This is a genomic window from Marinomonas rhizomae (genome assembly GCF_003315485.1).
Taxonomy (GTDB): domain Bacteria; phylum Pseudomonadota; class Gammaproteobacteria; order Pseudomonadales; family Marinomonadaceae; genus Marinomonas; species Marinomonas rhizomae.
The window spans coordinates 42,083-64,952 of record NZ_QNSE01000005.1 but is presented as its reverse complement, the minus strand read 5'-3'; the positions used below and the strand labels follow the sequence as shown (position 1 = coordinate 64,952).

Below are 22,870 nucleotides of genomic sequence, written 5' to 3'. Positions count from 1 at the left end.
GGAATCAAGAATAAAGGTTCAGAAATAGTAATTTGATGTGGGAATATTTTCCACTTTTTTGTGATGGATGTCCGGTTTGGCTTAGTTTTTTGTGGTCTTTATTATGCGTTTTGAATAAAAGGACGGCCGTCGAAAGATCAATTTCTTGTGAATATAACGGAAATAATGTTGACGTGGGAAAATATCACACGCTATATTTGTATTTGGTGGGAAAAAATCCCACAAATTAAGTTTATTGTTTCCGCAGGTGATGTTATGAAAGTACGCAAGATCTCTCCGTGTTTGTTCTGCTTGTTGATCGGGGTGCTTGGGACTTTGTCTTCTCAAGTGTTGGCTGATGTCCTTGACGAAGAAAGCAGTGTTTCAAGCGATAGTAGTGTTGTTTCAAACGATAGCAGCACAACATCGAGCAGTTCGGTTATTAGTAATGAATCCAGTAGTTCGGTCGATGACAGCGTTACGACAGGCAGTAGTAGTACGTCCGTTATCAATGGCGAATCTTCTAGTAGCTCAACTGATTCCAGTGTGGTTACGGGCGGAAGTAGTACGTCGGTGCTAGAGGAAGAGTCTAGTTCGTCTGTTTCGGACAGTGATTTAGTTGGTGCCGCAAGCACCTCTGAAGCCTCTAGTCATAGAAGCAATGGTCAACAAAACGGGTTTTCTTATGGCTCAATGTTTCGAACAAATGATTCTGGTTATTCCCCTAGTAGTCGCTCTAGCACCAGTGGTTTCTCTGGTGGTTATTCAGGCCATTCTAATCGTGGCAGCAGTGTCGGTGGTGGCCGGTCTGGCGGTCACTCTGGGGGAAGAGGGCACTAGCAAAGGTAAGTATTGATGCGGTTTCTGGACTGCGTGAGTAAGACAGAACTTTCATAAAGTATCCAATCATTGGTTGATGGATTTGATAAGGAGTAAGGTTGTGAAGAAAATCGTGTTATTAAGTATGGCTGTCGCTAGTATGGGGGCTTCTGCAGTGAGTGTGGCTGATACACGTGCGCAAGTGGGGGCGGGTTATCACGGCAGTAGTATTGCTGAAAACAATAGTGATTACGATGTGGATTTCACATCTCCGGTATTTTCAGCGCGCGTTTTACCTAGTAATCATTTCGCGATTGAAACTAACTATTATCTGGCGGGTGGAGGGAAATTTTCGCTGGGTGCGGACTCCGGATCTTCTTCTTATGATACGTCTGGATTGGAGCTAAATTTGCTACTTGGCACGAATATGGTTGATGAAGGCGTTTATGCGTATGCCGGTGTGGGTTATTTCAGTGAAACTTGGAAGTCCAATTCATCTGGTAGTAAATATGATGCGAGCGGCCTACAAGCGCCTATTGGTGTTGGCTACAACTTCGGCAATTTTGCAGTGGATCTACAATACGCTTACCGCAACCCCAGTGCCTATGATGGGCAAGTTTTCGACCATGGATCTGATGCTGAAGCATCTGTGTATCAGCTGAGATTTTTCTCCAACCTATAAACATCTAAGTAGAACGGATTAACATGTTTTGTGTAATGAGGTAGGCGTGATACAGTTTTCGCTTATATTAATAAGCTAAACTATTTGGCTTATACAGATGCATTATTAAGGAAGTCACATGTTAATCCGTTCTATTTTATGTCTTATTACCGTGCTGTTTCTGGCATCTTGTAGTAACTATTCTGTCAAAAATACACAGGCTAAATCTGATACTGTGAGCTTACCTTTGTTACATGGCTGGCATGATGGCGAAGCGGTTTTATACATTACAACGGATGTTTCTGATCAGGCTGTAGCAAAAGCAGAAAATGCTAATTATGCACCGCGATTACGTGATGCTGTGCCAAATTACCCTAAACCACCTCAGGTTAAAACCGTGCTAGAGCGCGTGTATGCATTTCCAAATGGAGAGCAGTCTAAAAGTGTGTTTGCATCTGTGCCTGAACCATTGGGTCATTTGAGCCAAGATCGCCATTATTCACCTCTTTGGCTGATGTATGTGGTGGTGTGGAAAGAGCCTAGCAAGGCGAAAGAACTTACATCTGAAGAAGCCATTTTTGTAGCCGAAGATCAGGGTTTGGTTACTATTGAACGAACTGATATTGTGCTCAATTGTCCGATTATTCCATTTCCTATTGTTGATTAATGCCTAGTCAAATAACGCTCTCTTAAGGGCGTTTTCCCCCTCCTCCATCTGCTCTTATTTTGAATCAGGACTTCTTTTTCAGGGAAGTGTTTAATTATCAAAATGAATATGATTCACTTAAGTTTAAATTAATTCATTTTTATTCATGTTCGAGTCTAGGTATAAATACTAACAGTATTAATTAGGCGATCGCCATTCAGCAAAAAATGGAAGGCATGAGTAAGGAATAGACTCCTAGCTCACTTCAGAAAATAGGATACCAGATCATCATGAATAACGAGTTTACCTTTAGTGTAAAGAGCATTTGTTTCGATGAAAATTATCGACCTTCAGACAACACTCGCATTACAACTAACTTTGCGAATTTGGCTAGGGGAGAGAGACGAGAAGAGAATTTACGTGACGCTTTAAGGATGATTAATAACCGTTTTAATGCCCTGGCGTATTGGGATAACGCAAAGGGGGATCGTTACTCTGTTGAGCTTGAAATTATTTCCGTTGAGGTCGATATCGAAGGGAAGGGACAGACCTTTCCTTCCATTGAAGTTTTGAAGACGAATATTATTGATCATCACACCGAACAGCGTATCCGGGGCCTCGTAGGGAATAATTTTTCTTCTTATGTGCGCGATTATGACTTCAGCGTTTTACTGCGCAACCATAACGAAGGCCAAACGAAATTTAGCATTCCAGATAATTTTGGCGATCTACATGGCAAGCTATTCAGAAGTTTTGTAGCGTCAGACAGCTTTAAAGAAAATTTTACCAAGCCGCCAGTTATCTGTTTGAGCGTTTCAGACAATAAAGTTTACCAGCATACTGGAAATCAACACCCTATACTGGGAGGGGAATATCAACCAAATAGTACTTCTCTGACCGAGCAATATTTTCAGAAGATGGGCTTACAGGTTCGATACTTTATGCCTGCAAATAGTGCTGCACCGCTGGCTTTTTATTTTGAGGGTGATTTGCTTAACGATTACAGCAACCTTGAACTTATTGGCACCATCAGCACAATGGAAACTTTTCAAAAAATTTATCGACCAGAAATTTACAATGCGAATACGGTCGCTGGAAAGCGTTATCAACCTGACTTAAAAAACCTCGATCACTCACTAACGCAAATTGTTTATGACCGTGAAGAGCGTAACCAATTGGCGAGTGAGCAAGGAAAATTTGCAGAGCAGCATTTCATAAAACCATATCAAAAGGTTCTTGAGCAATGGTCTGCTAATTACGCATAGACGCAAGTATCCATGGTTATTTTTCCAATATTACATTTAATAGACGGCATTTTTTATTATGAAAACAGTTACTAACAACCCACTGTTACCGACCTCAACCGCTGGCAGCTTACCGAAGCCCACATGGCTTGCAGAGCCAGAAACCCTTTGGTCTCCTTGGAAATTGGAAGGTGATCAATTAGTTGACGGCAAACAGGATGCACTGCGCATCTCACTTCAAGAGCAGCAGCAAGCGGGTATTGATATTGTCAGTGACGGTGAACAAACGCGCCAACACTTTGTTACCACTTTTATTGAGCACCTCAGCGGCGTTGATTTTGAGAATCGTCAGACAGTAAGAATTCGTGACCGCTATGACGCGAGCGTACCTACTGTCGTTGGTCCTGTTAGTCGTATCAAGCCAGTTTTTGTTGAGGATGCTAAGTTTTTGCGTCAGCAAACCAAGCAACCGATTAAATGGGCGCTGCCAGGCCCAATGACCATGATTGATACACTTTATGATGATCATTATAAAAGCCGCGAAAAGCTTGCTTGGGAGTTTGCCAAAATTCTCAACCAAGAAGCAAAAGAATTAGAAGCGGCTGGTGTGGACATCATCCAATTTGATGAGCCCGCGTTTAATGTGTTTTTTGATGAGGTCAATGATTGGGGTATCGCAACCTTAGAAAGAGCCATCGAAGGTCTTAAATGCGAAACGGCGGTGCATATTTGTTATGGCTACGGCATTAAAGCCAATACGGATTGGAAAAAGACGCTTGGGTCTGAATGGCGACAATATGAAGAAGCTTTTCCTAAGCTGCAAAAATCCAATATCGATATTATTTCGCTTGAGTGTCATAACTCCCATGTACCAATGGAATTGCTTGAGCTGATTCGCGGTAAGAAAGTCATGGTCGGCGCAATCGACGTGGCAAACCATGCCATTGAGACACCAGAGGAAGTGGCTAATACTCTGCGAAAAGCGCTGCAGTATGTGGATGCGGATAAGCTTTATCCTTGTACTAACTGTGGCATGGCGCCGCTGCCTCGTGCTGTGGCAAGAGGCAAGCTAAATGCCTTGAGTGCTGGCGCAGACATTATTCGAAAAGAGCTGGCTTTATAGTCGAATTAATTGGCCTCAATCGTAAAAATCCCGTTGCGAATTTATATTTCAAAACGGGATTTTTATGTATTGCTAGTCATAGAAGTGAATAAAGGCTAAATATTCGACACAACTTTTAGCATATCAAGAAACGCATCCACGGATTCCACTGCAGCGGATTCGTGCATGGTGTGATAGCCGATGGTTGGGATTTGAATGGTTGTACCATCCACCAAACCATTGGATGCGGCGATAATGCGGCCAAGCTCAGTACTGCCAAGTGAGCTTGGCGGCAATCCTTGCACGGCACGTTTCGTATTTTCTCTTTCTACATAGCGGTTTTTATACAAATAACTGATGTTATTTTTCTCACACAGCTCTTCGAGAAGCTTAGTGCTGTCTTTGTTGAACGTCGCGTTGGCGTCTTTTTCTCTAAGTACCAGAAGTTGCTCGTTGGCTGAATTCACATTTGGAAAGGGGCTGGTATCAACAACGAATAGACGGTTGGTTGAACCACCAAAACGACGGAACCATTCTAGTAAATAGCGCCAGCTTTTCCCCGCTTCTTCTTGGGCGGTAAAAAAGGCGGTGCCTTTAAAGCCATGATCAAAAAGATGTACCAAAGCCGCAGCTGAAATGACGTTATCAAGCTGGCCTTCCAAACGATTGTCGACCACATGTAATTGGTCTTTAAAGGCGATTGGTGTTCCTGCAACAACGCCTTCTAATCCTTCGGTTTCGAAAATTAAGTTGTTACGGAATTCACAAATATAGGAACTTTTAATCGTACCTTTGCCACGATAAACGCCAGACCAAGGTTCGTAAGCATATACTTCTTCATGATTAAAACGCTCGGTTACTTTCGTCATTAACTCTTCAGAAACCGAGTTATTTAATAGATCGGTGCGGTTTGCCGAAACAAATGCTGCGTATTGGAATTCATTTGGGCCTGTGCATACTAAACCATGGCGATCGATATGGGCCGAAAACATGGTGCTAAACGGATCATTGCCTTGAGCAACTAATAGACCTTCGTACCAAGTGACTTTTGCCCCTCGTTCTTCCAGTTCTCGTTGTAATACGCGGAAAAATGAATGCTCTGCGCCAACTACACTAGGAGCGCGAATAAGCAGTTTGAGCAGATCGATAAAGTCATCACTAGGCATGCAAACAGATTCCGAAAAAGAAAGGGACAGAAGCTTGTTTATAAACGTTAATGCGTGATTCACATAACGTTTTTTTATTTATTTTAGCAGCGCTTCGATGAACTTAAAGACTTTGGCGTGCAGCCATGGAAGCGATGAAAAGCGGCACTGAAATTAGAGGGGTGTTCGTAGCCTACTGCATAGGCCGTTTGCGCTACTTGATGACCAGAAGTGAGCATTTCCCATGCTTTGTTCATTCTGGCTTCTAACAATAATTTATAAGGACTGGTGTGGTAAATAGCATGAAATCCCTGCTTAAGTTTGCTTTCGCTAAGCCCTATTTTTTGGCAGATAAAAGCAATACTTAAAGGTTGGCTCATATGCTGAATCATGAACAACCTAGCCTGTATGACTTTGTGTTCATCTCTCGGACTCATGGTTGCTTTTTGATGGGTGATCGTGGTGTTGGTTTGTAGCTGCTCAAGTTGTTCGCTGAGCAAGTTTAGTACCAGAATGTTTTTTTCTAGAGGGCGTTCAGTATGCCCTGATAATGTGAGGTGCAGTAGTCTATTGACATAGTGCTGGGTATTTTTCGACGTTTTTGTATATCGATGTTGACGAGGATAAGGGATTTTTTCAGCCTGGAATTCAAATGGGATTTGATAGCGCTCAAACACACTACCATCAATGAGAATTCTTAGCTGACTTGTCGTTTTGTTCGCGCTGTAAAGGCGTTGTCCAGAGCTATTGCCGAAAGTCGTAATGGTGGTGTGTTGGGGGGAGAAAATGAGGCTTTCAGCGTTGGTTTGTTTCGGTTGATAACGAGAATGACCTTCTAACCCATAAGTGAGGCTGAAAGTTGAGGCGTCTTTTTCAATGGTACTTTCTTCAATTAAATCTTGGTATGGAGTGTAACTCGAGTAAGCAATAGACAGCCCAGGTTCGATAATAAACCTGTCCACATAGCATTCACCCAGTTCGGCCGAAATGGTTTGTCTTTGCCAACCGGATTGTCGTTCGGTAACGCCCGTTAATGCGCTTTTACTCACTCGAAAGACCATGAGCTTTCCTACTTTATATGCGATGCAAACGTATTGAATACGAATGTCGACGAAATGAATAAGTAATTAAATGATAATCAATATCAACAAAGTCTATCATCTTTTCCTACAGCGTAAAGTACTAATTACGAGAAGGAAAAAGTTGGATGAAACGAAGAATATTAACTAATACTACGCTAATCGTCGGCGCGTTTACTCTGTCGCCTTTGTCAGCTTTTGCGCAAGAAGCTACATGGCAAGACAGCGAAACTTGGTTGCCAGAATTGATGGTGACAGCAGATAAAACGCAACAAACCTTGTCGACAGCAGCTGTGCACGCGACGGTTTATGACGCAAAAACATTGCAGCAAGATGGTGTTGATAGCTTAGCCAAATTAGAGGGGCGTGTGGCAGGGTTGAGCTTTCAGCCGTTTGGACAGTCTGCTATTAATTCTCCGGTGGTGCGAGGGTTAACGGCGAATTTTAATGCGCTGTCTAGTTCGACATTACTAATGGTTGATGGCGTGCCGACATTAACAGCTCAGGGTTTTGAGAATAATTTAGTAGAGATTGATCGAATAGAAGTGCTGCGTGGGCCGCAATCTACTGTTTATGGCCGTAATGCAGAAGTAGGTGTTATTTCGATCTTTAGCAAAGATTTGACTGGCGACGACAAAACGATATTGGGAATGGAAGTTGGCAGCAGGGACAAAGAAAGAGCACAGTTTTCCACTAGTCAAACGTTGTTAGAAGATAAAGTTTTTGTCAGCCTGTCGGGCGAGTTATTCGAGCAAGATGGTTTTATTGATAACACAACAACAGGCAATAAGGCCGATGATAAAGAGCGGCAGAATATAAATGCTGGGCTGCGTTGGTTAGTCTCTGATAAAACCGATGTGGTGGCGCGTTATCGCCGACAAACCTATGACGATGGTGCGATGTTATGGGGAGCACCGAATGGAAAAAGAGCCATTGTGGCATCAGGAACGGACAGTTGGAATCATTCGTTAGGGCAAACATTTTCAGTCAATGCGAGCCATGAATTGCCTTCAGGTCTGCGTTTAAATTCGGTGACAGCGTACAATGATTATAAAGACAAAGTGCAGCAGGATACGGATTTCCAGCCAACGGAAAACAGTTATATAGGTCGAGATCACCACCTTCGGACCTTATCCCAAGAGTTTCGTTTAGAAGGGCATCTAGATCAATCGGATTGGTTGCTTGGAGCCTATCTAGAATATCAAGATCATGACTTACGTACACTTTCAAAAACCTTTTTCGGTTTAAGTGATTTACAGGCCGAACAAACAGGTAATTCATACGCGCTTTTCACTAATTGGACTATGCCTATTAGCCACGATTTTTCGATGATTACTGGTATTCGTGCTTCTCGAGATAAAGTGAAACTTAAGCCTTCCACCGAGCCAGAAAAGTCTGAGAGCTGGACAGAGCTGACGCCCCAGTTGACCTTGCAGTACAAGATTAATCCACATCATATGTTATACGCCAGCTACGCCGAAGGGACTCGCACTGGTGGTTTTAACACTGTTTCTCCTTCGGTTAATTATTCGACATATGATCCAGAAAAGAACCAAAGTGTTGAGTTTGGTTTGAAGGGGGATTTATCAAGTAAAGCGCTGCGTTACACCTTGGCCGCTTATCATATGGACGTAAAAAACATGCAAGTGATGCAGATGCCAACCGTTGGTTTGATCTATTTGACGAACGCAGCAGAGGCCACTTCTGATGGCTTGGAAATGTCTCTTGAATATTACTTTAATGAAAATTGGAGTGCAGAAATGGGCATGGCGTGGAATAAAACCCGCTTTGATCATTTTATGGATGGTAGCAAGGATTATTCTGGTAATCGAAATCCTTTTGCTCCTGAAATGAATGGTCACTTCTCGCTGCGCTATGAAAGTATTAACGGTTGGTCTGTCGCGGCGAGTGTTGTTGGCAGTGGTTCCGTTTATTTGGATGCGGCGAATAAGTATCAACAAGATGGATATGAGCTAATTCATGTTTCCGCGAGTTATCCATTAACCGAAAAAGCGTCTTTATCTGCCTATGTGAATAATCTGCAAGATCGACAATTCGATGCGGTGGGTTATCAAAATGGTTATGTGACTGTTTACAGTCCACCAAGAGAATATGGCGTGAAGTTCACGTTGGAGCTTTAGCGGAGATAAGGGTATGACTAAGTTAGATAATCATGAGTTACAAGCATTCTGGGATTTAGCTGGCTCTCAAGTAAAGATGAAAGCGCTTGAGATTGCCTTGTCTCGGTCTTTGTTTGATGTATTACGAGAGCCTTGTTCGGCAGAAGAAGTCGCGGATAAATTGGCGCTCCCATCAACAAATATCAATGGATGGCTAGACCTCTTATGGAGTATAGGCTGTGTCGATAAAGCCACAGAGAACAAATATGTAGCGAGTGCATTAGCAAAACGTTATATGACTAGTACTTCATCACTGGATTGCTCGCAAGCTTTGCAATTTCGCTTTCAAACGTTAAGACATTTTACTGAACAGTTTGAAGCCTTGTTGCATGAGCCAAAGAATGGTGTGGTTTTATCTTCGTCTATGGGGCCATTGTGGGCAAAAGCGGCGAAAGCGCAGATTTTTCAGGAGCAACGCGCGGTGACTGTGCCTGCGCTTAATCGTATTTTTGCTACGCTGCTGAAAGTAACTATTGCTGAAGAAACACCGCTTAATTTTTTAGATCTAGGTGGTGGCCCCGGACTGGTTTCTTTGTCACTTGCACAACGTTTTCCTAATGCGACAGGCGTGCTATTTGATTTCCCTGAAACGGCGCAAGTAGCACGGGAAAATGTCCTGGCAGAGAGCTTGGAGCACCGTATCGACGTGCAGTCGGGAGATCTGAATCAGCAATTACCAAACGGTCAATTCGATTTGATTTGGTGTTCCTCTGTATTACATTTTTTAGACGATGCTAATGCGGTGATACAAGGGCTTGCGACGTTGCTTAAACCGAATGGCATTTTGTTGATTTTGCATGCTGAACAGACGCTAGAAAAGACACAATGTGAAGGCGTTTTACCCTTTTACTTACCCATGATGATGAAGGGGAACTATTTACCAAAGCAGGGTGAGATTATCGAATTATTAACTAAAAATGGGCTAGATATTTTGCAGTCAGAAGAAATAAAAGACTTTCCGATGGCCCCTGTTTGGCTTCACTGTGGGAGAAAGAAAGCATGATAAAAGCTTCCTATTTTTACCTTCATTGTATTATTGGATGGTGTAATTTTACTCTGACAGCCTCGTCGATTTACCTTTATCTTGGGGTGCCCTTGATGATGAGGGAATATGGTTGGAGTGGCACAGAAATTGGCTTGTTTCAAATGTCAGGTTTGCCAGTGGTTGTTAAATTTTTATTGGCATCGCCGATTGACCGCTTTCGTTTTCGACAATCTAATTATCTTATGTGGAGCGCATTGCTTGGTGGTGGTTTTATCTGCTGCTTGGTGGCCTTGTCGCTCGCGAATATTGAAAGCACAAGCTTTAAGGTGTTGTTTGTCATTGCTGTATGTACAAGCTTGATAACATCTTGGCTAGATGTGCCTGTGAATGCCTTTGCTATTCAACGCTTTCCAGAAAATGAACGTCCTAAAACGGGGGCGATACGTTCGGCAGTGACTGCATTGGCTTCGGTTGTCGGAGGCGGTGTGATGCTATTAGTGTATACGAATTTGGGGTGGGCATGGCCTTTTTATATTTTTGGCGTCATGGCGTTGTTGGGGGGGATTTTTTTGTATGCCGCTCAGGGGCATTACCCAGTATTTAAAAGGCAAGGCGCAGATCTAGCATTGCCTTTATCGGGAACAACGAAAATATCTTTTTTTGTAATGTGGAAAGGCTATTTTCAACGATCAGATATGCTGATGTGGAACGTGATTCTCGTGCTCTATTTTCCTTTTATTGGGGCGGCCTGGCTGTATCTTAAACCCGTTATGTTAGACCTTGGGCTGAGCATAGACAGCATTGCATGGATCGCCAGTGGCAGTGGTGTATTAGCTGCATTAGCGAGTTTTGGTTACAGCCTTTTTATTGCAAGAGTATCGCCCTATCGAGCTTTGTTTATTTTTTCTCTGGTGAATGTGATCGCGTTAGGAGGGATGTGTCTTACGGTTGCCATAGCGTACTCTGACTGGCGTCTTATCAGTGCGGTGTTAGGTGTGGCGATTGCCTTGGGGTTGTCATCTGGTGTGTTGTTTGGACTGATTATGGTTTATAGCCGCCCGCATCTATCTGCCAGTGATTATGGCTTACAGAGTAGTTTGTTTTCTTTATCTCGCATTCTGGTGTCTATTTCTGCGGGAATTATTCTCGATAGGACTGGGTATGTTGGTATGTTTTTTGGGCTTATCACGGGGTCATTGGTGGTCTGTGTATTGTCGTTTTTCTGGCTGTGTAAAAAAGAGGTGGCTAATGTCGAATTATAAAAGGGGTCAAGTCGAAACAAGAGGGGAGTTTGAATTGGTAGAGGTAACCAAACTACCGCCGAAAAAATGGAAGATGATGCTTCTCGTTTGGGTATCTATTTACCCACTATTGAATATATTTTTTCCTTTGCTCACTCCTTATATTGGCGATTTTTCTTTGCCTATTCGGTTATTGATTATGACTATTATCATTGTGCCTATTATGAGCTTTGTTTTAGGATGCTTACAAAAGAGGTGCTTTTTTTGGTTGCGTAAATAGCGTGAAGGGTTTGTTAGAAGCTTAGCCAGCAGGCTGACATAATATTTTAATAAAAAAACGCTCAGTGGTTGCTGTGTGTTGTAAAAATATCATCGTTTTTTTGGGAAACATCCGCTACTCTTTTATAAATGCCTCTATAAATGTCGAATTGTGATCCTTAAGGAAGAAGCAAATGCTGTTTGGTAACAACAAATTATTGACCAAAATAACTGAGTTGGAAGCAGAGCTTGCTTCTTTTCAAGAGACCCAAGCCGATCTTAGGCAAGAAATGTTGTATTTATCAATGACGCCAGAGGGAAAAATAGTAGACACAAATACGCTTTTTACAAAGTCTTCTGGCTTTGAGAAAACTGAGTTAATTGGCAAAAACATTAATGAATTGATACTGAGTAAGTCATTAGAGAAAGATCATTGCAAAAAAATGTTGTCAGCTATTCAGGAGAAAAAGCATTGGCATGGCGCTTTGCAAATTGAAGATAGGAATGGCAAAGAAGTCTGGTATAGAGCAACTATTCAGCCGAAAAGCGTCGCAGGAGGTATGGTTTTTTTAGAGGTTTATGCCGCTGAGCTCACCCGAACAATTTCCCAATCTAAAGAAGTTGAAGACATGTTGGCGGCATTGAATCGTTCGTCTGCGGTGATTGAATTTAGCTTAGATGGCATCATCTTAAATGCCAACGACAACTTTCTTAAAGGTATGGGCTATTCGAAAGATCAGATCATTGGCAAGCATCATAAAATGTTCTGTGATCAGAAAGAAGTCGAATCTCAAGACTATCGCGACTTCTGGCAAAGTTTGCGTTCAGGAGCGTTTGTTTCCAATCGATTTAAGCGTTTTGATAGCAATGGCAATGTTGTTTGGTTAGAAGCGTCTTACAACCCTGTCCATGATGACAGCGGCACACTCTACAAGGTGATAAAGCTGGCGACAGTCATCACTGATCAAATGGAGAGAGAGTTTGCAATTTCTGAAACCTCTGAAATTGCCTACGATATCTCAAAGAAAACAGATGAAAATACACTCAAAGGTATTAGTGTTATTGAATCGACTACTCAGACAATGAATGAGCTGTCAGAGCAAATGAGTGACGCAAGTAAGGGAATCATTGAGCTGAATACTCAATCATTGAAAGTGGCAGATTTGGTGGAAAGCATCCGAGGTATTGCAGACCAAACTAACTTACTGGCTCTAAATGCCGCTATAGAAGCAGCACGAGCAGGCGAGCAAGGTCGAGGTTTTGCCGTGGTGGCTGACGAAGTTAGACAGCTGGCTTCTAGAACCAGTTCGGCCACGGAAGAAATCATCAAGGTAGTTGGAGAAAACAAAAACCTTACAGAAAGAGCGGTATCCCTTATTGAAGAAAGTATGGATAAAGCCCATAAAGCACTAGACCTTTCTACTGAAGCTGGCCATGTGATGAATGACATTCAAGTTGGTGCAAGACAAGTGGTTGATGCAGTGAGCCAGTTTAATACTAAGCTGTAAACGGTACTCAATTTAAGCACTTCTACCTCAAGACCTTTTAAGCCTAATGATGTTTAAGAGGTCTTTTTATAAAACGGCCGATTGTTCCTATAAATTTTATTGATGTGTTCTTTGGTCATTCAGTTTATTCAGTAAAGCGCAACCCTCCCTCTTTTCGAGTTATAAAGTGCTAGATCGAAGGCGTTAGCTCTTCTAATAGCGATGTAATAACAATAGAATTCAAGAAGCTTAGGATTGCTAAGTATACAAAAATAAGTAAAACTTAGACAATCTAAGTGTCTGAGGCCTGAAAAATGAGCGAATGTTGCAATATAACCCAATACCAGAGCGACTTAATAAAGCTCGAAAAAAACTCGGTGTATCTCAAAAACAATTAGGGATAAGAATCGGCATGGATGAAAGCTCAGCAAGCGGTCGTATGAATCACTATGAAAAAGGCCGACATGTTCCCGATATTGATACGCTTCGAAAGTTAGCTAAGGAGCTTGATGTCCCGCTAAATTACTTCTTTTGTGAAGATAACTTGAGTGCTGAACTCGCTTGTCTCATATCTAATTTGGACGAAGCTATGAAGAAAAAACTTATTGGTATGATCAAAGATAATGAAAAATAAAAGTAGTAATAGATTATGGTAATAAATTGAAAGAAATCATATAGAACTAGTTCTAATTATTATTTCTATATAATAAAAAATTGTCCTTTTCTAAGGATGTCGTTTGTATAAAGAGGACTTATGCCAGCTAAAAAATTGTTGTCAGATATATTTGTGGAAACACTTGAGCAAGCTATGGATAGTGTTGTAGTTATAGATGCAAAAAACGACATCATTTTTTATAATCGTGCAGCGGAGAATTTGTGGGGTTATACAAAAACAGAGGTCATTGGACAAAATGTCAAAATCCTCGTCCCTGATCATATAAAACCAAATCATGACCGATACGTTAACGCTAACCGTGATACCGGTAAGAATAAAATTGTAGGCACTAATCGTGATGTGGAAATAGTATGTAAAGATGGCTCTACAAAATGGGGTTCCATGTCTATTTCAAAAGTAACCGTAGATGGAGAAAATTTATACACGGCTTTTGTTCAAGATGTGACCGCTGCGGTCATTGAAAGAAAACGCGTAGAGATGCTCTCTTTGGTGACAGACAAAACGGATAATGCCATTCTTATTACAGATGCGTCTTGGCGTGTTGTTTATGTTAATAAAGGCTTCTCGAGTATTTTAGGGTTTGAGAGTGATGATGTTTTAGGTCGTACTCCGATATCGATTATTGCCCCTCATTTTAGCGACAATCAGATAGCTAAAGTACATACCACGTTAAAAAATGGCACGGCAATCAAGGTGGATGAGCTTATTCAAACGAAGAGTGGCCAGAAGCTTTGGTGCTCTGTCATGAGCAATCCCGTTTTTAATGAGATAGGTGAGCTGACTCATACTGTCACTATATTTTCTGAAATAACAAAAACTAAACTACATGAAGTTCTCCATGCCCGAATTCTTGGTGCTATAGCAAGAGATGAGCCACTAGAGATTATTATGGAATCTGCTTGTCATGAAGTAAGCAGGATCATTGGTGATATCACGCCAGCTATACTGAAAGTAGATGATAATAATTGTTTGCAGTTATTATCATCTTCTAATTTACCGAATGAGTATGGAAAGCTTTTACAGGATATTCGAATTGGTGAATCCGTTGCTTCTTCAGGTACCGCCGCATATCGCGGGAAACCTGTGTTGGTTACTGATATTGAAAATGACCCGCTATGGCAAGAATATCGAGAAAAAATTTTACCGTTTGGTTATAAAGGTTGTTGGTCATTCCCTATTCAAGGAAATAAGAAGGACTCGATTGGTGTGATTGCTTTTTATCGGAAAGACAATAAACCACCTTCATTGTTAGAAATCCAGTTGGTTAATATTCTTGCACCCTTATGTGCTTTAGCGATAGAAAGAGATAAGCAGCAAGAAAATATTAGACATCTTGCTTACTACGATAGTTTAACAACATTACCGAATCGTAGCATGCTTCATGCTAAGGCCGAGCAGGCTTTGAGGGAGGCTAATCAGAATAAAGAGCATTTGGCTGTTCTTTTTTTAGATTTAGACCGTTTCAAGCAAGTTAATGACTCTTTGGGGCATCCTGCTGGAGATAAGTTACTAATAGAGGTTGCCGGAAGAATAAAGCAAAAATGCGTAAATTTAGATATTTGTGGCCGTTTGTCTGGTGATGAATTTCTTCTGATTATTTTAGGTAAAGGAGCAGATGAACTTAATCATTTCATTGAAGAGCTAAGGCTTTTTATTTCTCAACCCATAGATGTAGATGAAACCAAATTGACACCTTCTGCGAGTATCGGTGTCAGTATTTTTCCTGAAGATGGTCACGATATAGGTACTCTTATTCATCGGGCTGATATGGCAATGTATCAAGCAAAAATAGCTGGTAAAGGACGCTTTTCATTTTTTAGCCATGAATTAAACCAATTAGCTCTGGAACGACAGGAGCTGGAAGTTGAGCTTCAGAAAGCTATTTTGAATGAGGAATTGGAGTTAAATTATCAGCCTCAAATTCATATGAAATCAGGCAAATTGTATGGTGTTGAGGCATTGGCTAGATGGAATCACCCTAAGTTTGGTGCTGTCTCGCCTGGTAAATTTATACCTTTGGCCGAAGAGTGTGGCCTTATTGGTGACCTAAGCAGATGGGCTCTAAAAACAGCCTGTAGACAAATGTCTGTTTGGCGCAATAAAGGGATAGCTATTCCTACGATATCAGTGAATTTATCACCTCTTAATTTCCATAACATTGATCTTTGTAATCTTATTGTGAGTGAGTTAGAACATTATAATCTTCAGTCATCAGACCTTACATTAGAGTTAACAGAAAGTGTTTTACTTGATACGAACCCAAGCACCATGCAAGTTCTTCATGATATTCATAGTCAAGGGATTGGCTTTTCCATTGATGATTTTGGAACCGGCTATTCAAGCTTGAGTTATCTAAGAAAAATCCCTATTAAAGAACTCAAATTAGATAGCAGCTTTGTATCAGAAATTGAGGTGGATGGCACTAGTCAGGCATTAAGCCGAGCGGTTTTGCAAATAGGTGAAAGCCTGAAGCTTGATGTTGTCGCAGAAGGTATTGAAAGTAATGGACAGTTTAATATTTTAAAAGGTCAAGGCTATCACGTTGCGCAAGGCTTTTTATTTTCTAAGCCACTCAATTCTATCGAGATAGAGGCTTGGTTGAAAAACTCTCAGACAGAAATTATGACTCCCAAGGAAGAAGAATATGTTGTTTAGCAATAAAAAGTTCTTAACTCAAATTGATGAATTGGAAAAAGAGCTTTTCTCTTTCCAAGAGACTCAGGATGATCTGAGAAAAGAAATGCTATATTTCTCTATCGACTCGGATGGAAAAATAGTCGACGCAAATACGCTTTTCATAAAGTCCTGTGGTTTTGAAAAAACTGAATTAACAGGTAGAAACATTAAAGACTTCATTCTTGGCAAGTCTTTAAACAAAGATCATTGCCAAAAGATGTTGTCTGCTATTAGTGGAAAAAAACACTGGCATGGTGCGTTACAGCTTGAGACTAAGCAGGGTAAGGAAGCGTGGTATCGTTCGATAATTCAGCCGAGAAAGCAAGTGGAGGGTAAGATTCTGTTAGAGGTTTATTCTGCGGAACTTACACGAACAATCTCTCGATCTAAAGAAGATGAAGACATGCTGGCGGCATTGAATCGTTCTACTGCCGTGATAGAGTTTAATTTAGATGGCATCATTTTAAATGCCAATGATAACTTTCTTAAAAGTATGGGCTATACAAAAAGTCAGATCATTGGAAAACATCACAAAATGTTTTGTGATAGCAAAGAAGTTGAGTCGCAAGAATATCAAGATTTTTGGTGTCAACTTCGATCAGGCCAGTTTGTTTCTGAACGTTTTAAACGTTTCGATAGCTATGGGAATGCAGTGTGGTTAGAAGCATCTTATAATCCAATACACGATGAGAGTGGCGAGTTATATAAAGTCGCTAAGTTTGCTACGGTTATCACAGAGCAGATGAATCGTGAATTTGCAGTGTCTGAAACCTCTGAAATCGCTTATGACATTTCTAAGAAAAGTGATGCAGATGCAGTTACAGGTAAGCAAGTCATCGAATCTACGATTCAAACAATGGATGAGTTGTCTAAGCAAATGGGCGATGCGAGTAAAGGTATTATTGAGCTGAATACTCAATCATTGAAAGTGGCAAATTTGGTGGAAAGTATTCGAGGTATTGCAGACCAAACTAACTTACTGGCTCTAAATGCCGCTATAGAAGCAGCAAGAGCAGGCGAGCAAGGTCGAGGTTTTGCCGTGGTGGCTGACGAAGTTAGACAGCTTGCTTCTAGAACCAGTTCGGCCACGGAAGAAATCATCAAGGTAGTTGGAGAAAACAAAAACCTTACAGAAAAAGCGGTATCCCTTATTGAAGAAAGCATGGATAAAGCCCATAAAGCACTAGACCTTTCTACTGAAGCTGGCCATGTGATGAATGACATTCAAGTTGGCGCAAGACGAGTTGTTGATGCTGTAGGCCAATTTAATAACAATTTATAGTTATTCAATAAGTACTCTTTAATATCTGTCCCACCCCTATAAGTATTTGTTTTTATAGGGTTTTCCTTGTTATTATATCGTTTTTTTAACAACTAAAACAACGCCATCTGATCACCTTCTTTTGGCGGAACGGCGAAATGGCGACAATCGAGATAGCTTGGGCGGTTGTCATCCAATCCATATTTGCGTCGCGCTACGTGAAAGCGTTGGTTAATTAAATCCGCAAAAATACCTTCCCCTGTCATGCGTTTTCCAAATTGGCCGTTGTAGAATTTGCCACCGTGCATGTCCATGATGCGCTGCAGAACATGCTCGGCTCGATCTGGGTAATGCTGGTGGAGCCAATCACTAAACAAAGGCGCAACTTCGTGAGGTAAACGCAACATTATGTAGTTGATGGATTGCGCGCCAACTTCTGCACAAGCAGCGACGATTTCTTCTAATTCATTATCGTTGATAAAAGGAATCACCGGTGCGACCAAAACGGATACAGGAACTCCAGCTTCGCGTAAGGTTTTAATCACTTGTAAACGCGTTTTCCCCGATGCTGTTCTAGGTTCCAAAATACGCTTTAAATCGTTATTCAGTGTTGTCACGCTGATCGCCACATGAATGAGCTTTTTTGCTGCCATTTGAGTGAGCAAGTCTATGTCTCTGAGTATCAAGGTGCTTTTAGTGATCAGGGAAATGGGTTGATTGTGCGCCAAGGCGATTTCCAATAATTTCCGCGTGATCTTGAGCTGTTTTTCAATAGGCTGATAGGCATCGGTATTGATGCCTAATGCAATGGGTTCGCATCGGTAGTTTGGGTGAGCCAGTTCTTCTTCAAACAAAAATGCCGCATTAGTTTTGGCAACCAGCTTGGTTTCAAAATCTAGCCCAGGTGACAAATCCAAATACGCATGGGTAGGGCGAGCAAAGCAATACACGCAGCCATGTTCACAGCCTTTATAAGGGTTTACTGACAGGCGAAAAGGAATATCAGGAGATGAATTGCGACTGATGATGCTTTTCGCTCGTTCGTAGCGAACTTCTGTCTTGGGCGACGAGGTTTCCAGCAAAGCAATCGCTTCGTCGTTTTCATCGACTTCAATCAGTGTGATCGCAAAGCGTCCAGCCATATTATTGGCTGTACCGCGCCCCTTGATTGGATTATTTAGAGGGGATTTCTCACCTTTTTGATCGCTGTTATCGGTAAAAGAAGTAGACATAAAAACACCCAATGCACTGTATATATAACCAGTATTTTGGGCGCTGGATTTTAATAAAGCAAGTTTTCTTTTGCTTGTAACCTACAAAGAGGCATTACGTTTTTGTCGCATCAAAAAGACAAAAGCAATACCGCCGACAAGACCAGTGAGAATACCGATAGGCATGTCTTCAGGTGGCATGATGATTCTGGAAGCAATGTCCGCTGCGACGAGGAACAGAGCGCCGAATAGCGCCGATAAAGGTAAGACTTTGCGATAATCGCCGCCAACTAACAGGCGAACGATATGCGGCACCATCAAGCCGACAAAGCCGATGACACCAGAAAAAGCCACTGCCGCGCCAGTCAGCAGCGCGCAGACAACAATCACGATCAGGCGGAAGCGTTCGACTGGAACGCCCAAGGTGCTGGCGCTTTCATCGCCAAGTGTCATGGCGTTTAGATAACGGGCGTTGTAAATCAGATAGCCGGAACCTAATAAAAGCGTGACCAGTGGAAACCAAAGTTGTCCCCACTGAGCCAGCCCTAAGCCGCCGAGCATCCAGAATATCACCGTATGAGATGAGCGATGATCGCCCATAAAAATGAACAGATTTCCCAAGGCTGTCAGTACAAAGGCGACGGCGACACCGGCGAGAATCAAACGTCCCGCGCTGTGTGCCGAGGAAAAGTTCGCGACGGCCAAGACTAAAAACATCGCGCCTAAGGCGCCAAGAAAAGCAAACACGGGAACCGTAACCACGCCTAGAATCATGCCAGTGTGGAGCAAGGCGATAATCGCGCCTAACGCCGCACCAGAAGACACACCCAATAAATGCGGATCAGCCAAAGGATTGCGAGTCACGGATTGCAGTGCTGCACCGACAATCGCCAAGGCGGCCCCGACCATGGCGGCAAGCAGTGTGCGCGGCAAGCGAACGGCCCAGATGATGTTCTCGCGCCCCATCGACCAGTTAGGAAGCGTGTTGGTGATCGACAGTTTATGGCCGATCACGCTCCACACAGTGGACTGGCTAATGGACACGGAACCCACACCAATTGCCACTCCCATTAACAGCAGTAGTAAGATGCTCAGCATGATTAGCAAAGTAGGCAAGGGAACGCGTCCCATGATGGTTAGCTTTTTCTGGCCTGCTTTCATAACGCGGTTCTAAAAGCCTCAGCTAAGCGTTTAATTGCATTAATATTACGCGGCCCAGGCGTTGCCTCGACGTACTCCAGTACCACAAAGTGGTTGTTTTTTACTGCCGGAATATTTTCAAAGGCAGGGTTGCTGCGTAAGAAATTGATCTTTTGCTCTGCGGTCACGTCACCATAGTTAACGATGACAATTACTTCTGGAGATCGGTCAATAACCGCTTCCCAACCAATTTGTGTCCAGCTCTTCTGTACGTCATCGACGATGTTTCTGCCCCCCGCCGCTTCGATTAAAGCGGTTGGCATGCCGAAGCGACCAGAGGTAAAAGGCTGTTCTTCACCGGAGTCGTAAACAAAGACTTTCGGTGCTGTTTTTAGTGGCTTGAGATTGTCTTGGAAATTCGCAAGGTCTTGTTGATAACCTTTTACTAAGGCTTGGGCTTTTTCTTCTTTGTCAAAAATACGACCTAGGTTGAGTAAATCCACATAAAGGTCATCCATGGAAACTTTTGGTTTGTCCATGATGTGAATGCAGCTTTCGGTTAGCTCGTAAACCTTGATGCCAAGCGGTGCCAAGGTGTCAGGTGTGACGCCACCGCCGACACGCATGCCGTAGTTCCAACCCGCAAAATAAAAGTCCGCATCGGCGCTTAATAGGACTTCTTTGCTTGGGTATTTGGGGGATAATTCTTTTAATTCACCTATGCCATTTCGTAGCGTTGGGTCTAGGGTTTTCCAGCCAGAAACACCGGTAAAGCCGACCATGTGATCCTGTAGACCAAGGGCCAACATCATCTCGGTTAGATTCACATCATTTGATACCGCGGCTTTTGGCGCTTGCTCAAACGTGACCTCTCGGTCGCAGCTTTGTACCGTAACAGGGTAGCCAGAAGCATTGGCCAAACCTGTCTGTAAAGGCATGAGTAATGCTCCGCCAACGAATAGCAATGTGCGTTTGGTGCGTGTATTGACGTTCGTTGTCATGTGTTTGTCCTGTTAATCATTTCGTTAATCGTTAATAAAAAAAGAAAATCTGGGTCGTTGCGTGATGGGATGTTCATCAATAATGGTGTCCACATCAAATACTTGTTTTATACGTTGCTTGGTAAAGACATCATTGGGTGGCGCGCAATCCTGCATTTCACCGTTTTGCATTACTAAAACACGATCAGCGTAAGCGGAGGCGAGGGCCAAATCGTGCAATGACACAATAAGCGTACAAGGCAGTTTTGCTAATAAGGCCAACACATCAAGCTGGTGGCGAATGTCGAGATGATTGGTTGGTTCATCGAGAATAAGTACATCAGGGCGCTGCGCCAACGCTCTGGCGATCATCACTCGTTGGCGTTCGCCGCCAGACAAAGAGTCAAAAGAGCGATCGGCTAAATGTGCCACATCAAGTAAGGCGAGTGCACTATCGACGATTTGGGAGTCTTCGTCGGAGCGTCCCCAAACAAGGGATTTTGGCGTCAGACCGATTTCTACCATTTCAAAAACGCTTAGGCCAAATTCACTGCCAGTGTCTTGTAACACGGTAGCGATGCGTTGGGCGCATTGGCGCGGTGACAAGGACCATAAATCTTGGCCATCAAGTAAAACCGTGCCCTTAGTTGGTTTATTGGTACGATAAAGACAGCGTAATAAGCTGGTTTTTCCGGAACCGTTCGGCCCAACAATCGCCAGAAACTCGCCAGGGTGAATCGTGACGGTTATTGGCTTGAGCAAGGTTTTGTCACGATAAGGCGACCAAGCGACGTCGTTTAACTGTATGCCTGCGGGCTGGCAGCCAGAAAAAAACGCGTAAGAAGTATCGTCTTGTTGGCCGTTATTGGTCGGAGTATTAATGGTTTGGTTGGTCAAGGCGATAGGGTTCCGTAATACTTAAGTGTTATAATATAACACAAATGGGTATGGACACAATCTGCCCTTAAAAAAGCTGACTATACGGAAGGACGTTTGGCGTAACAAGGCTTGTTGACTGGTGAATTTTCATCTTCACATGTGAAAATTCAATGTGATGGAATAAGAAGGTTTGCTCAAATAGCTAAAAAATTATTTGAGCTTCTTGAGCAAACCTCTAAATTGATCGTAAGTGAGCCCCAAAGATTGAGCGGCGAGTCGTTGGTTATGTTGATTTTCATTAAGAGCTTGCTGAATTAAATGTTGTTGTAGTTGAAAAACCTGTTCTTTCAAGTTCAAAGATGAATTAAGGGAAAAGCCAGACGGTTTTGATTCTATTGTGTCTGCTTGTGTATTGATGAGGTTGTTGCTTGCTTCTTCATTTGCTCGAGTAAAAGGGTTGATTACGATTTTTTCAACGGGTTCGTCTTGGAAACCACAGCGATAAACCGAGCGTTCAATAACGTTTTTAAGCTCTCGAATGTTGCCAGGCCAATCATAATTTTTTAATGATGTTAGAGCTTTAGGGGTAAACCCTTGGAAATACTCCCAGCCTAGCTCAGTGCTAAGTTTTACGGCAAAGAAACTCGCTAATTCTTCAATGTCTTCTTTTCTCTCTCGCAAGGGGGGGACTTGAATGACATCAAAGGCAAGGCGGTCGAGTAAGTCTGCACGAAAGGCGCCTTGTTTACTAAGGCTCGGTAAATTTTCGTTGGTGGCTGCGACAATTCTAACGTCAACTCGTTGGGTTTTTGCGCTGCCGAGCCGTTCGAACTCACCATATTCAATGAGTCGTAATAGCTTTTCTTGGACTTTTAATGACATGGTTCCAAGTTCGTCGAGGAATAAGGTGCCACCATCAGCACGTTCGAATCGACCTTGATATACCTTGGTTGCGCCAGTAAAAGCACCTGCTTCATGACCAAATAATTCACTTTCCATCAAGCTGTCACTAATGGCTGCGCAGTTGATGCTAATAAAAGGCTTATCCCATCGCGGTGATAGATAATGCAATCGCTCTGCGATGAGTTCTTTGCCACTGCCTCGTTCACCACAGATCAAAATAGGCCGATTAATCTCAGCTAGAATCGAAGCATGATCAAGTGCATCTGCCAGAGCTTGAGAGCTGCCAATGACTCTTTGATTATTTTTCATAAGATTATC

At 42.5% G+C, this 22,870-nt stretch carries 20 protein-coding genes and 1 pseudogene; 14 read left to right on the top strand and 7 right to left on the bottom strand.

What is annotated here, in order from left to right; genetic code table 11:
- Positions 1-255: 255 nt before the first annotated feature.
- From DFP80_RS07125 to DFP80_RS07105, 5 genes are all read left to right on the top strand, one after another.
- Positions 256-819 carry a hypothetical protein gene (locus DFP80_RS07125; RefSeq protein ID WP_147243842.1) on the top strand — a complete coding sequence of 188 codons (564 nt, stop codon included), beginning with the start codon at positions 256-258 and terminating at the stop codon, positions 817-819.
- A gap of 100 nt (positions 820-919) precedes the next feature.
- Positions 920-1,480 (top strand): outer membrane beta-barrel protein, encoded by a 561-nt coding sequence (locus DFP80_RS07120; protein WP_113916115.1) that lies wholly within the window; start codon positions 920-922, stop codon positions 1,478-1,480.
- 118 nt (positions 1,481-1,598) lie between these two features.
- Positions 1,599-2,126 carry a DUF7482 domain-containing protein gene (locus DFP80_RS07115; protein WP_113916114.1) on the top strand — a complete coding sequence of 176 codons (528 nt, stop codon included), beginning with the start codon at positions 1,599-1,601 and terminating at the stop codon, positions 2,124-2,126.
- Positions 2,127-2,395: 269 nt separating this feature from the next.
- On the top strand, positions 2,396-3,370 hold the full coding sequence (locus tag DFP80_RS07110; RefSeq protein ID WP_113916113.1) for a DUF1852 domain-containing protein: 975 nt from the start codon (positions 2,396-2,398) through the stop codon (positions 3,368-3,370).
- A 58-nt stretch (positions 3,371-3,428) separates the two neighbouring features.
- Positions 3,429-4,472, top strand: coding sequence for a methionine synthase (locus DFP80_RS07105; RefSeq protein ID WP_113916112.1), 1,044 nt, complete (start codon positions 3,429-3,431; stop codon positions 4,470-4,472).
- A gap of 95 nt (positions 4,473-4,567) precedes the next feature.
- Here the strand turns inward: DFP80_RS07105 and DFP80_RS07100 are convergent, their stop codons facing one another.
- Both DFP80_RS07100 and DFP80_RS07095 read right to left on the bottom strand, forming a co-directional pair.
- On the bottom strand, positions 4,568-5,617 hold the full coding sequence (locus DFP80_RS07100) for a peptidase M42 (RefSeq protein WP_113916111.1): 1,050 nt from the start codon (positions 5,615-5,617) through the stop codon (positions 4,568-4,570).
- Positions 5,618-5,700: 83 nt separating this feature from the next.
- Positions 5,701-6,657 carry a helix-turn-helix domain-containing protein gene (locus DFP80_RS07095; RefSeq protein ID WP_113916110.1) on the bottom strand — a complete coding sequence of 319 codons (957 nt, stop codon included), beginning with the start codon at positions 6,655-6,657 and terminating at the stop codon, positions 5,701-5,703.
- A 146-nt stretch (positions 6,658-6,803) separates the two neighbouring features.
- On the opposite strand from DFP80_RS07095, the gene DFP80_RS07090 reads away from it, so the two are divergent.
- The 9 genes and pseudogenes from DFP80_RS07090 (at position 6,804) to DFP80_RS20980 (ending at position 17,460) form a co-directional block, all read left to right on the top strand.
- Positions 6,804-8,816: a TonB-dependent receptor gene (locus tag DFP80_RS07090; protein WP_113916109.1), complete on the top strand. Its 2,013-nt coding sequence runs from the start codon at positions 6,804-6,806 to the stop codon at positions 8,814-8,816.
- A gap of 13 nt (positions 8,817-8,829) precedes the next feature.
- Positions 8,830-9,858, top strand: coding sequence for a class I SAM-dependent methyltransferase (locus tag DFP80_RS07085; protein WP_113916108.1), 1,029 nt, complete (start codon positions 8,830-8,832; stop codon positions 9,856-9,858).
- Positions 9,855-11,102: an MFS transporter gene (locus DFP80_RS07080; RefSeq protein WP_113916107.1), complete on the top strand. Its 1,248-nt coding sequence runs from the start codon at positions 9,855-9,857 to the stop codon at positions 11,100-11,102. The genes DFP80_RS07085 and DFP80_RS07080 overlap by 4 nt, the downstream gene beginning before the upstream one ends.
- Entirely contained in the window at positions 11,089-11,361 is a 273-nt protein-coding gene (locus DFP80_RS07075) for a putative antibiotic biosynthesis monooxygenase (protein WP_113916106.1), read from the top strand. The genes DFP80_RS07080 and DFP80_RS07075 overlap by 14 nt, the downstream gene beginning before the upstream one ends.
- Positions 11,362-11,533: 172 nt before the next feature.
- Positions 11,534-12,301, top strand: a pseudogene (locus DFP80_RS21055) (PAS domain-containing protein); the annotation flags it as partial.
- A gap of 6 nt (positions 12,302-12,307) precedes the next feature.
- A complete protein-coding gene (locus DFP80_RS21050; protein ID WP_373962364.1) occupies positions 12,308-12,847 on the top strand; it encodes a methyl-accepting chemotaxis protein in 540 nt (179 codons plus the stop codon).
- Between the two features lie 301 nt (positions 12,848-13,148).
- Positions 13,149-13,460 carry a helix-turn-helix domain-containing protein gene (locus DFP80_RS07065; RefSeq protein ID WP_113916104.1) on the top strand — a complete coding sequence of 104 codons (312 nt, stop codon included), beginning with the start codon at positions 13,149-13,151 and terminating at the stop codon, positions 13,458-13,460.
- Positions 13,461-13,580: 120 nt separating this feature from the next.
- Positions 13,581-16,157: an EAL domain-containing protein gene (locus DFP80_RS07060; RefSeq protein WP_113916103.1), complete on the top strand. Its 2,577-nt coding sequence runs from the start codon at positions 13,581-13,583 to the stop codon at positions 16,155-16,157.
- Complete coding sequence (locus DFP80_RS20980) at positions 16,147-17,460, top strand: methyl-accepting chemotaxis protein (RefSeq protein ID WP_113916102.1); 1,314 nt, start codon at positions 16,147-16,149, stop codon at positions 17,458-17,460. Before DFP80_RS07060 ends, DFP80_RS20980 begins: the two co-directional genes overlap by 11 nt.
- A gap of 92 nt (positions 17,461-17,552) precedes the next feature.
- On the opposite strand, the gene DFP80_RS07050 is transcribed toward DFP80_RS20980, so the two are convergent.
- The 5 genes from DFP80_RS07050 to pspF all read right to left on the bottom strand — a co-directional run bounded on the left by DFP80_RS07050 (position 17,553) and on the right by pspF (position 22,861).
- Complete coding sequence (locus DFP80_RS07050; protein WP_113916101.1) at positions 17,553-18,671, bottom strand: PA0069 family radical SAM protein; 1,119 nt, start codon at positions 18,669-18,671, stop codon at positions 17,553-17,555.
- Between the two features lie 81 nt (positions 18,672-18,752).
- Positions 18,753-19,748, bottom strand: a complete 996-nt coding sequence (locus DFP80_RS07045; protein WP_258546978.1) for a FecCD family ABC transporter permease — start codon at positions 19,746-19,748, stop codon at positions 18,753-18,755.
- A 59-nt stretch (positions 19,749-19,807) separates the two neighbouring features.
- Positions 19,808-20,791: an ABC transporter substrate-binding protein gene (locus tag DFP80_RS07040; RefSeq protein ID WP_113916099.1), complete on the bottom strand. Its 984-nt coding sequence runs from the start codon at positions 20,789-20,791 to the stop codon at positions 19,808-19,810.
- A gap of 24 nt (positions 20,792-20,815) precedes the next feature.
- The gene (locus tag DFP80_RS07035; protein WP_113916098.1) at positions 20,816-21,667 is read right to left on the bottom strand and encodes an ABC transporter ATP-binding protein; all 852 of its coding nucleotides are present in this window, start codon (positions 21,665-21,667) and stop codon (positions 20,816-20,818) included.
- 192 nt (positions 21,668-21,859) lie between these two features.
- Positions 21,860-22,861 carry a phage shock protein operon transcriptional activator gene (gene pspF, locus DFP80_RS07030; RefSeq protein WP_113916097.1) on the bottom strand — a complete coding sequence of 334 codons (1,002 nt, stop codon included), beginning with the start codon at positions 22,859-22,861 and terminating at the stop codon, positions 21,860-21,862.
- Positions 22,862-22,870: the final 9 nt, after the last annotated feature.

Coding starts and splice junctions, on each gene's coding strand:
- DFP80_RS07105 (WP_113916112.1), top strand. CDS start 3,429: ATGAAAACAGTTACTAACAACCCACTGTTACCGACCTCAACCGCTGGC.
- DFP80_RS20980 (WP_113916102.1), top strand. CDS start 16,147: ATGTTGTTTAGCAATAAAAAGTTCTTAACTCAAATTGATGAATTGGAA.
- DFP80_RS07080 (WP_113916107.1), top strand. CDS start 9,855: ATGATAAAAGCTTCCTATTTTTACCTTCATTGTATTATTGGATGGTGT.
- DFP80_RS07090 (WP_113916109.1), top strand. CDS start 6,804: ATGAAACGAAGAATATTAACTAATACTACGCTAATCGTCGGCGCGTTT.
- DFP80_RS07040 (WP_113916099.1), bottom strand. CDS start 20,791: ATGACAACGAACGTCAATACACGCACCAAACGCACATTGCTATTCGTT.
- DFP80_RS07095 (WP_113916110.1), bottom strand. CDS start 6,657: ATGGTCTTTCGAGTGAGTAAAAGCGCATTAACGGGCGTTACCGAACGA.
- DFP80_RS07110 (WP_113916113.1), top strand. CDS start 2,396: ATGAATAACGAGTTTACCTTTAGTGTAAAGAGCATTTGTTTCGATGAA.
- DFP80_RS07085 (WP_113916108.1), top strand. CDS start 8,830: ATGACTAAGTTAGATAATCATGAGTTACAAGCATTCTGGGATTTAGCT.
- DFP80_RS07065 (WP_113916104.1), top strand. CDS start 13,149: ATGTTGCAATATAACCCAATACCAGAGCGACTTAATAAAGCTCGAAAA.
- DFP80_RS07125 (WP_147243842.1), top strand. CDS start 256: ATGAAAGTACGCAAGATCTCTCCGTGTTTGTTCTGCTTGTTGATCGGG.
- DFP80_RS07075 (WP_113916106.1), top strand. CDS start 11,089: ATGTCGAATTATAAAAGGGGTCAAGTCGAAACAAGAGGGGAGTTTGAA.
- DFP80_RS07115 (WP_113916114.1), top strand. CDS start 1,599: ATGTTAATCCGTTCTATTTTATGTCTTATTACCGTGCTGTTTCTGGCA.
- DFP80_RS21050 (WP_373962364.1), top strand. CDS start 12,308: ATGGAGAGAGAGTTTGCAATTTCTGAAACCTCTGAAATTGCCTACGAT.
- DFP80_RS07100 (WP_113916111.1), bottom strand. CDS start 5,617: ATGCCTAGTGATGACTTTATCGATCTGCTCAAACTGCTTATTCGCGCT.
- pspF (WP_113916097.1), bottom strand. CDS start 22,861: ATGAAAAATAATCAAAGAGTCATTGGCAGCTCTCAAGCTCTGGCAGAT.
- DFP80_RS07060 (WP_113916103.1), top strand. CDS start 13,581: ATGCCAGCTAAAAAATTGTTGTCAGATATATTTGTGGAAACACTTGAG.
- DFP80_RS07050 (WP_113916101.1), bottom strand. CDS start 18,671: ATGTCTACTTCTTTTACCGATAACAGCGATCAAAAAGGTGAGAAATCC.
- DFP80_RS07045 (WP_258546978.1), bottom strand. CDS start 19,748: ATGCTGAGCATCTTACTACTGCTGTTAATGGGAGTGGCAATTGGTGTG.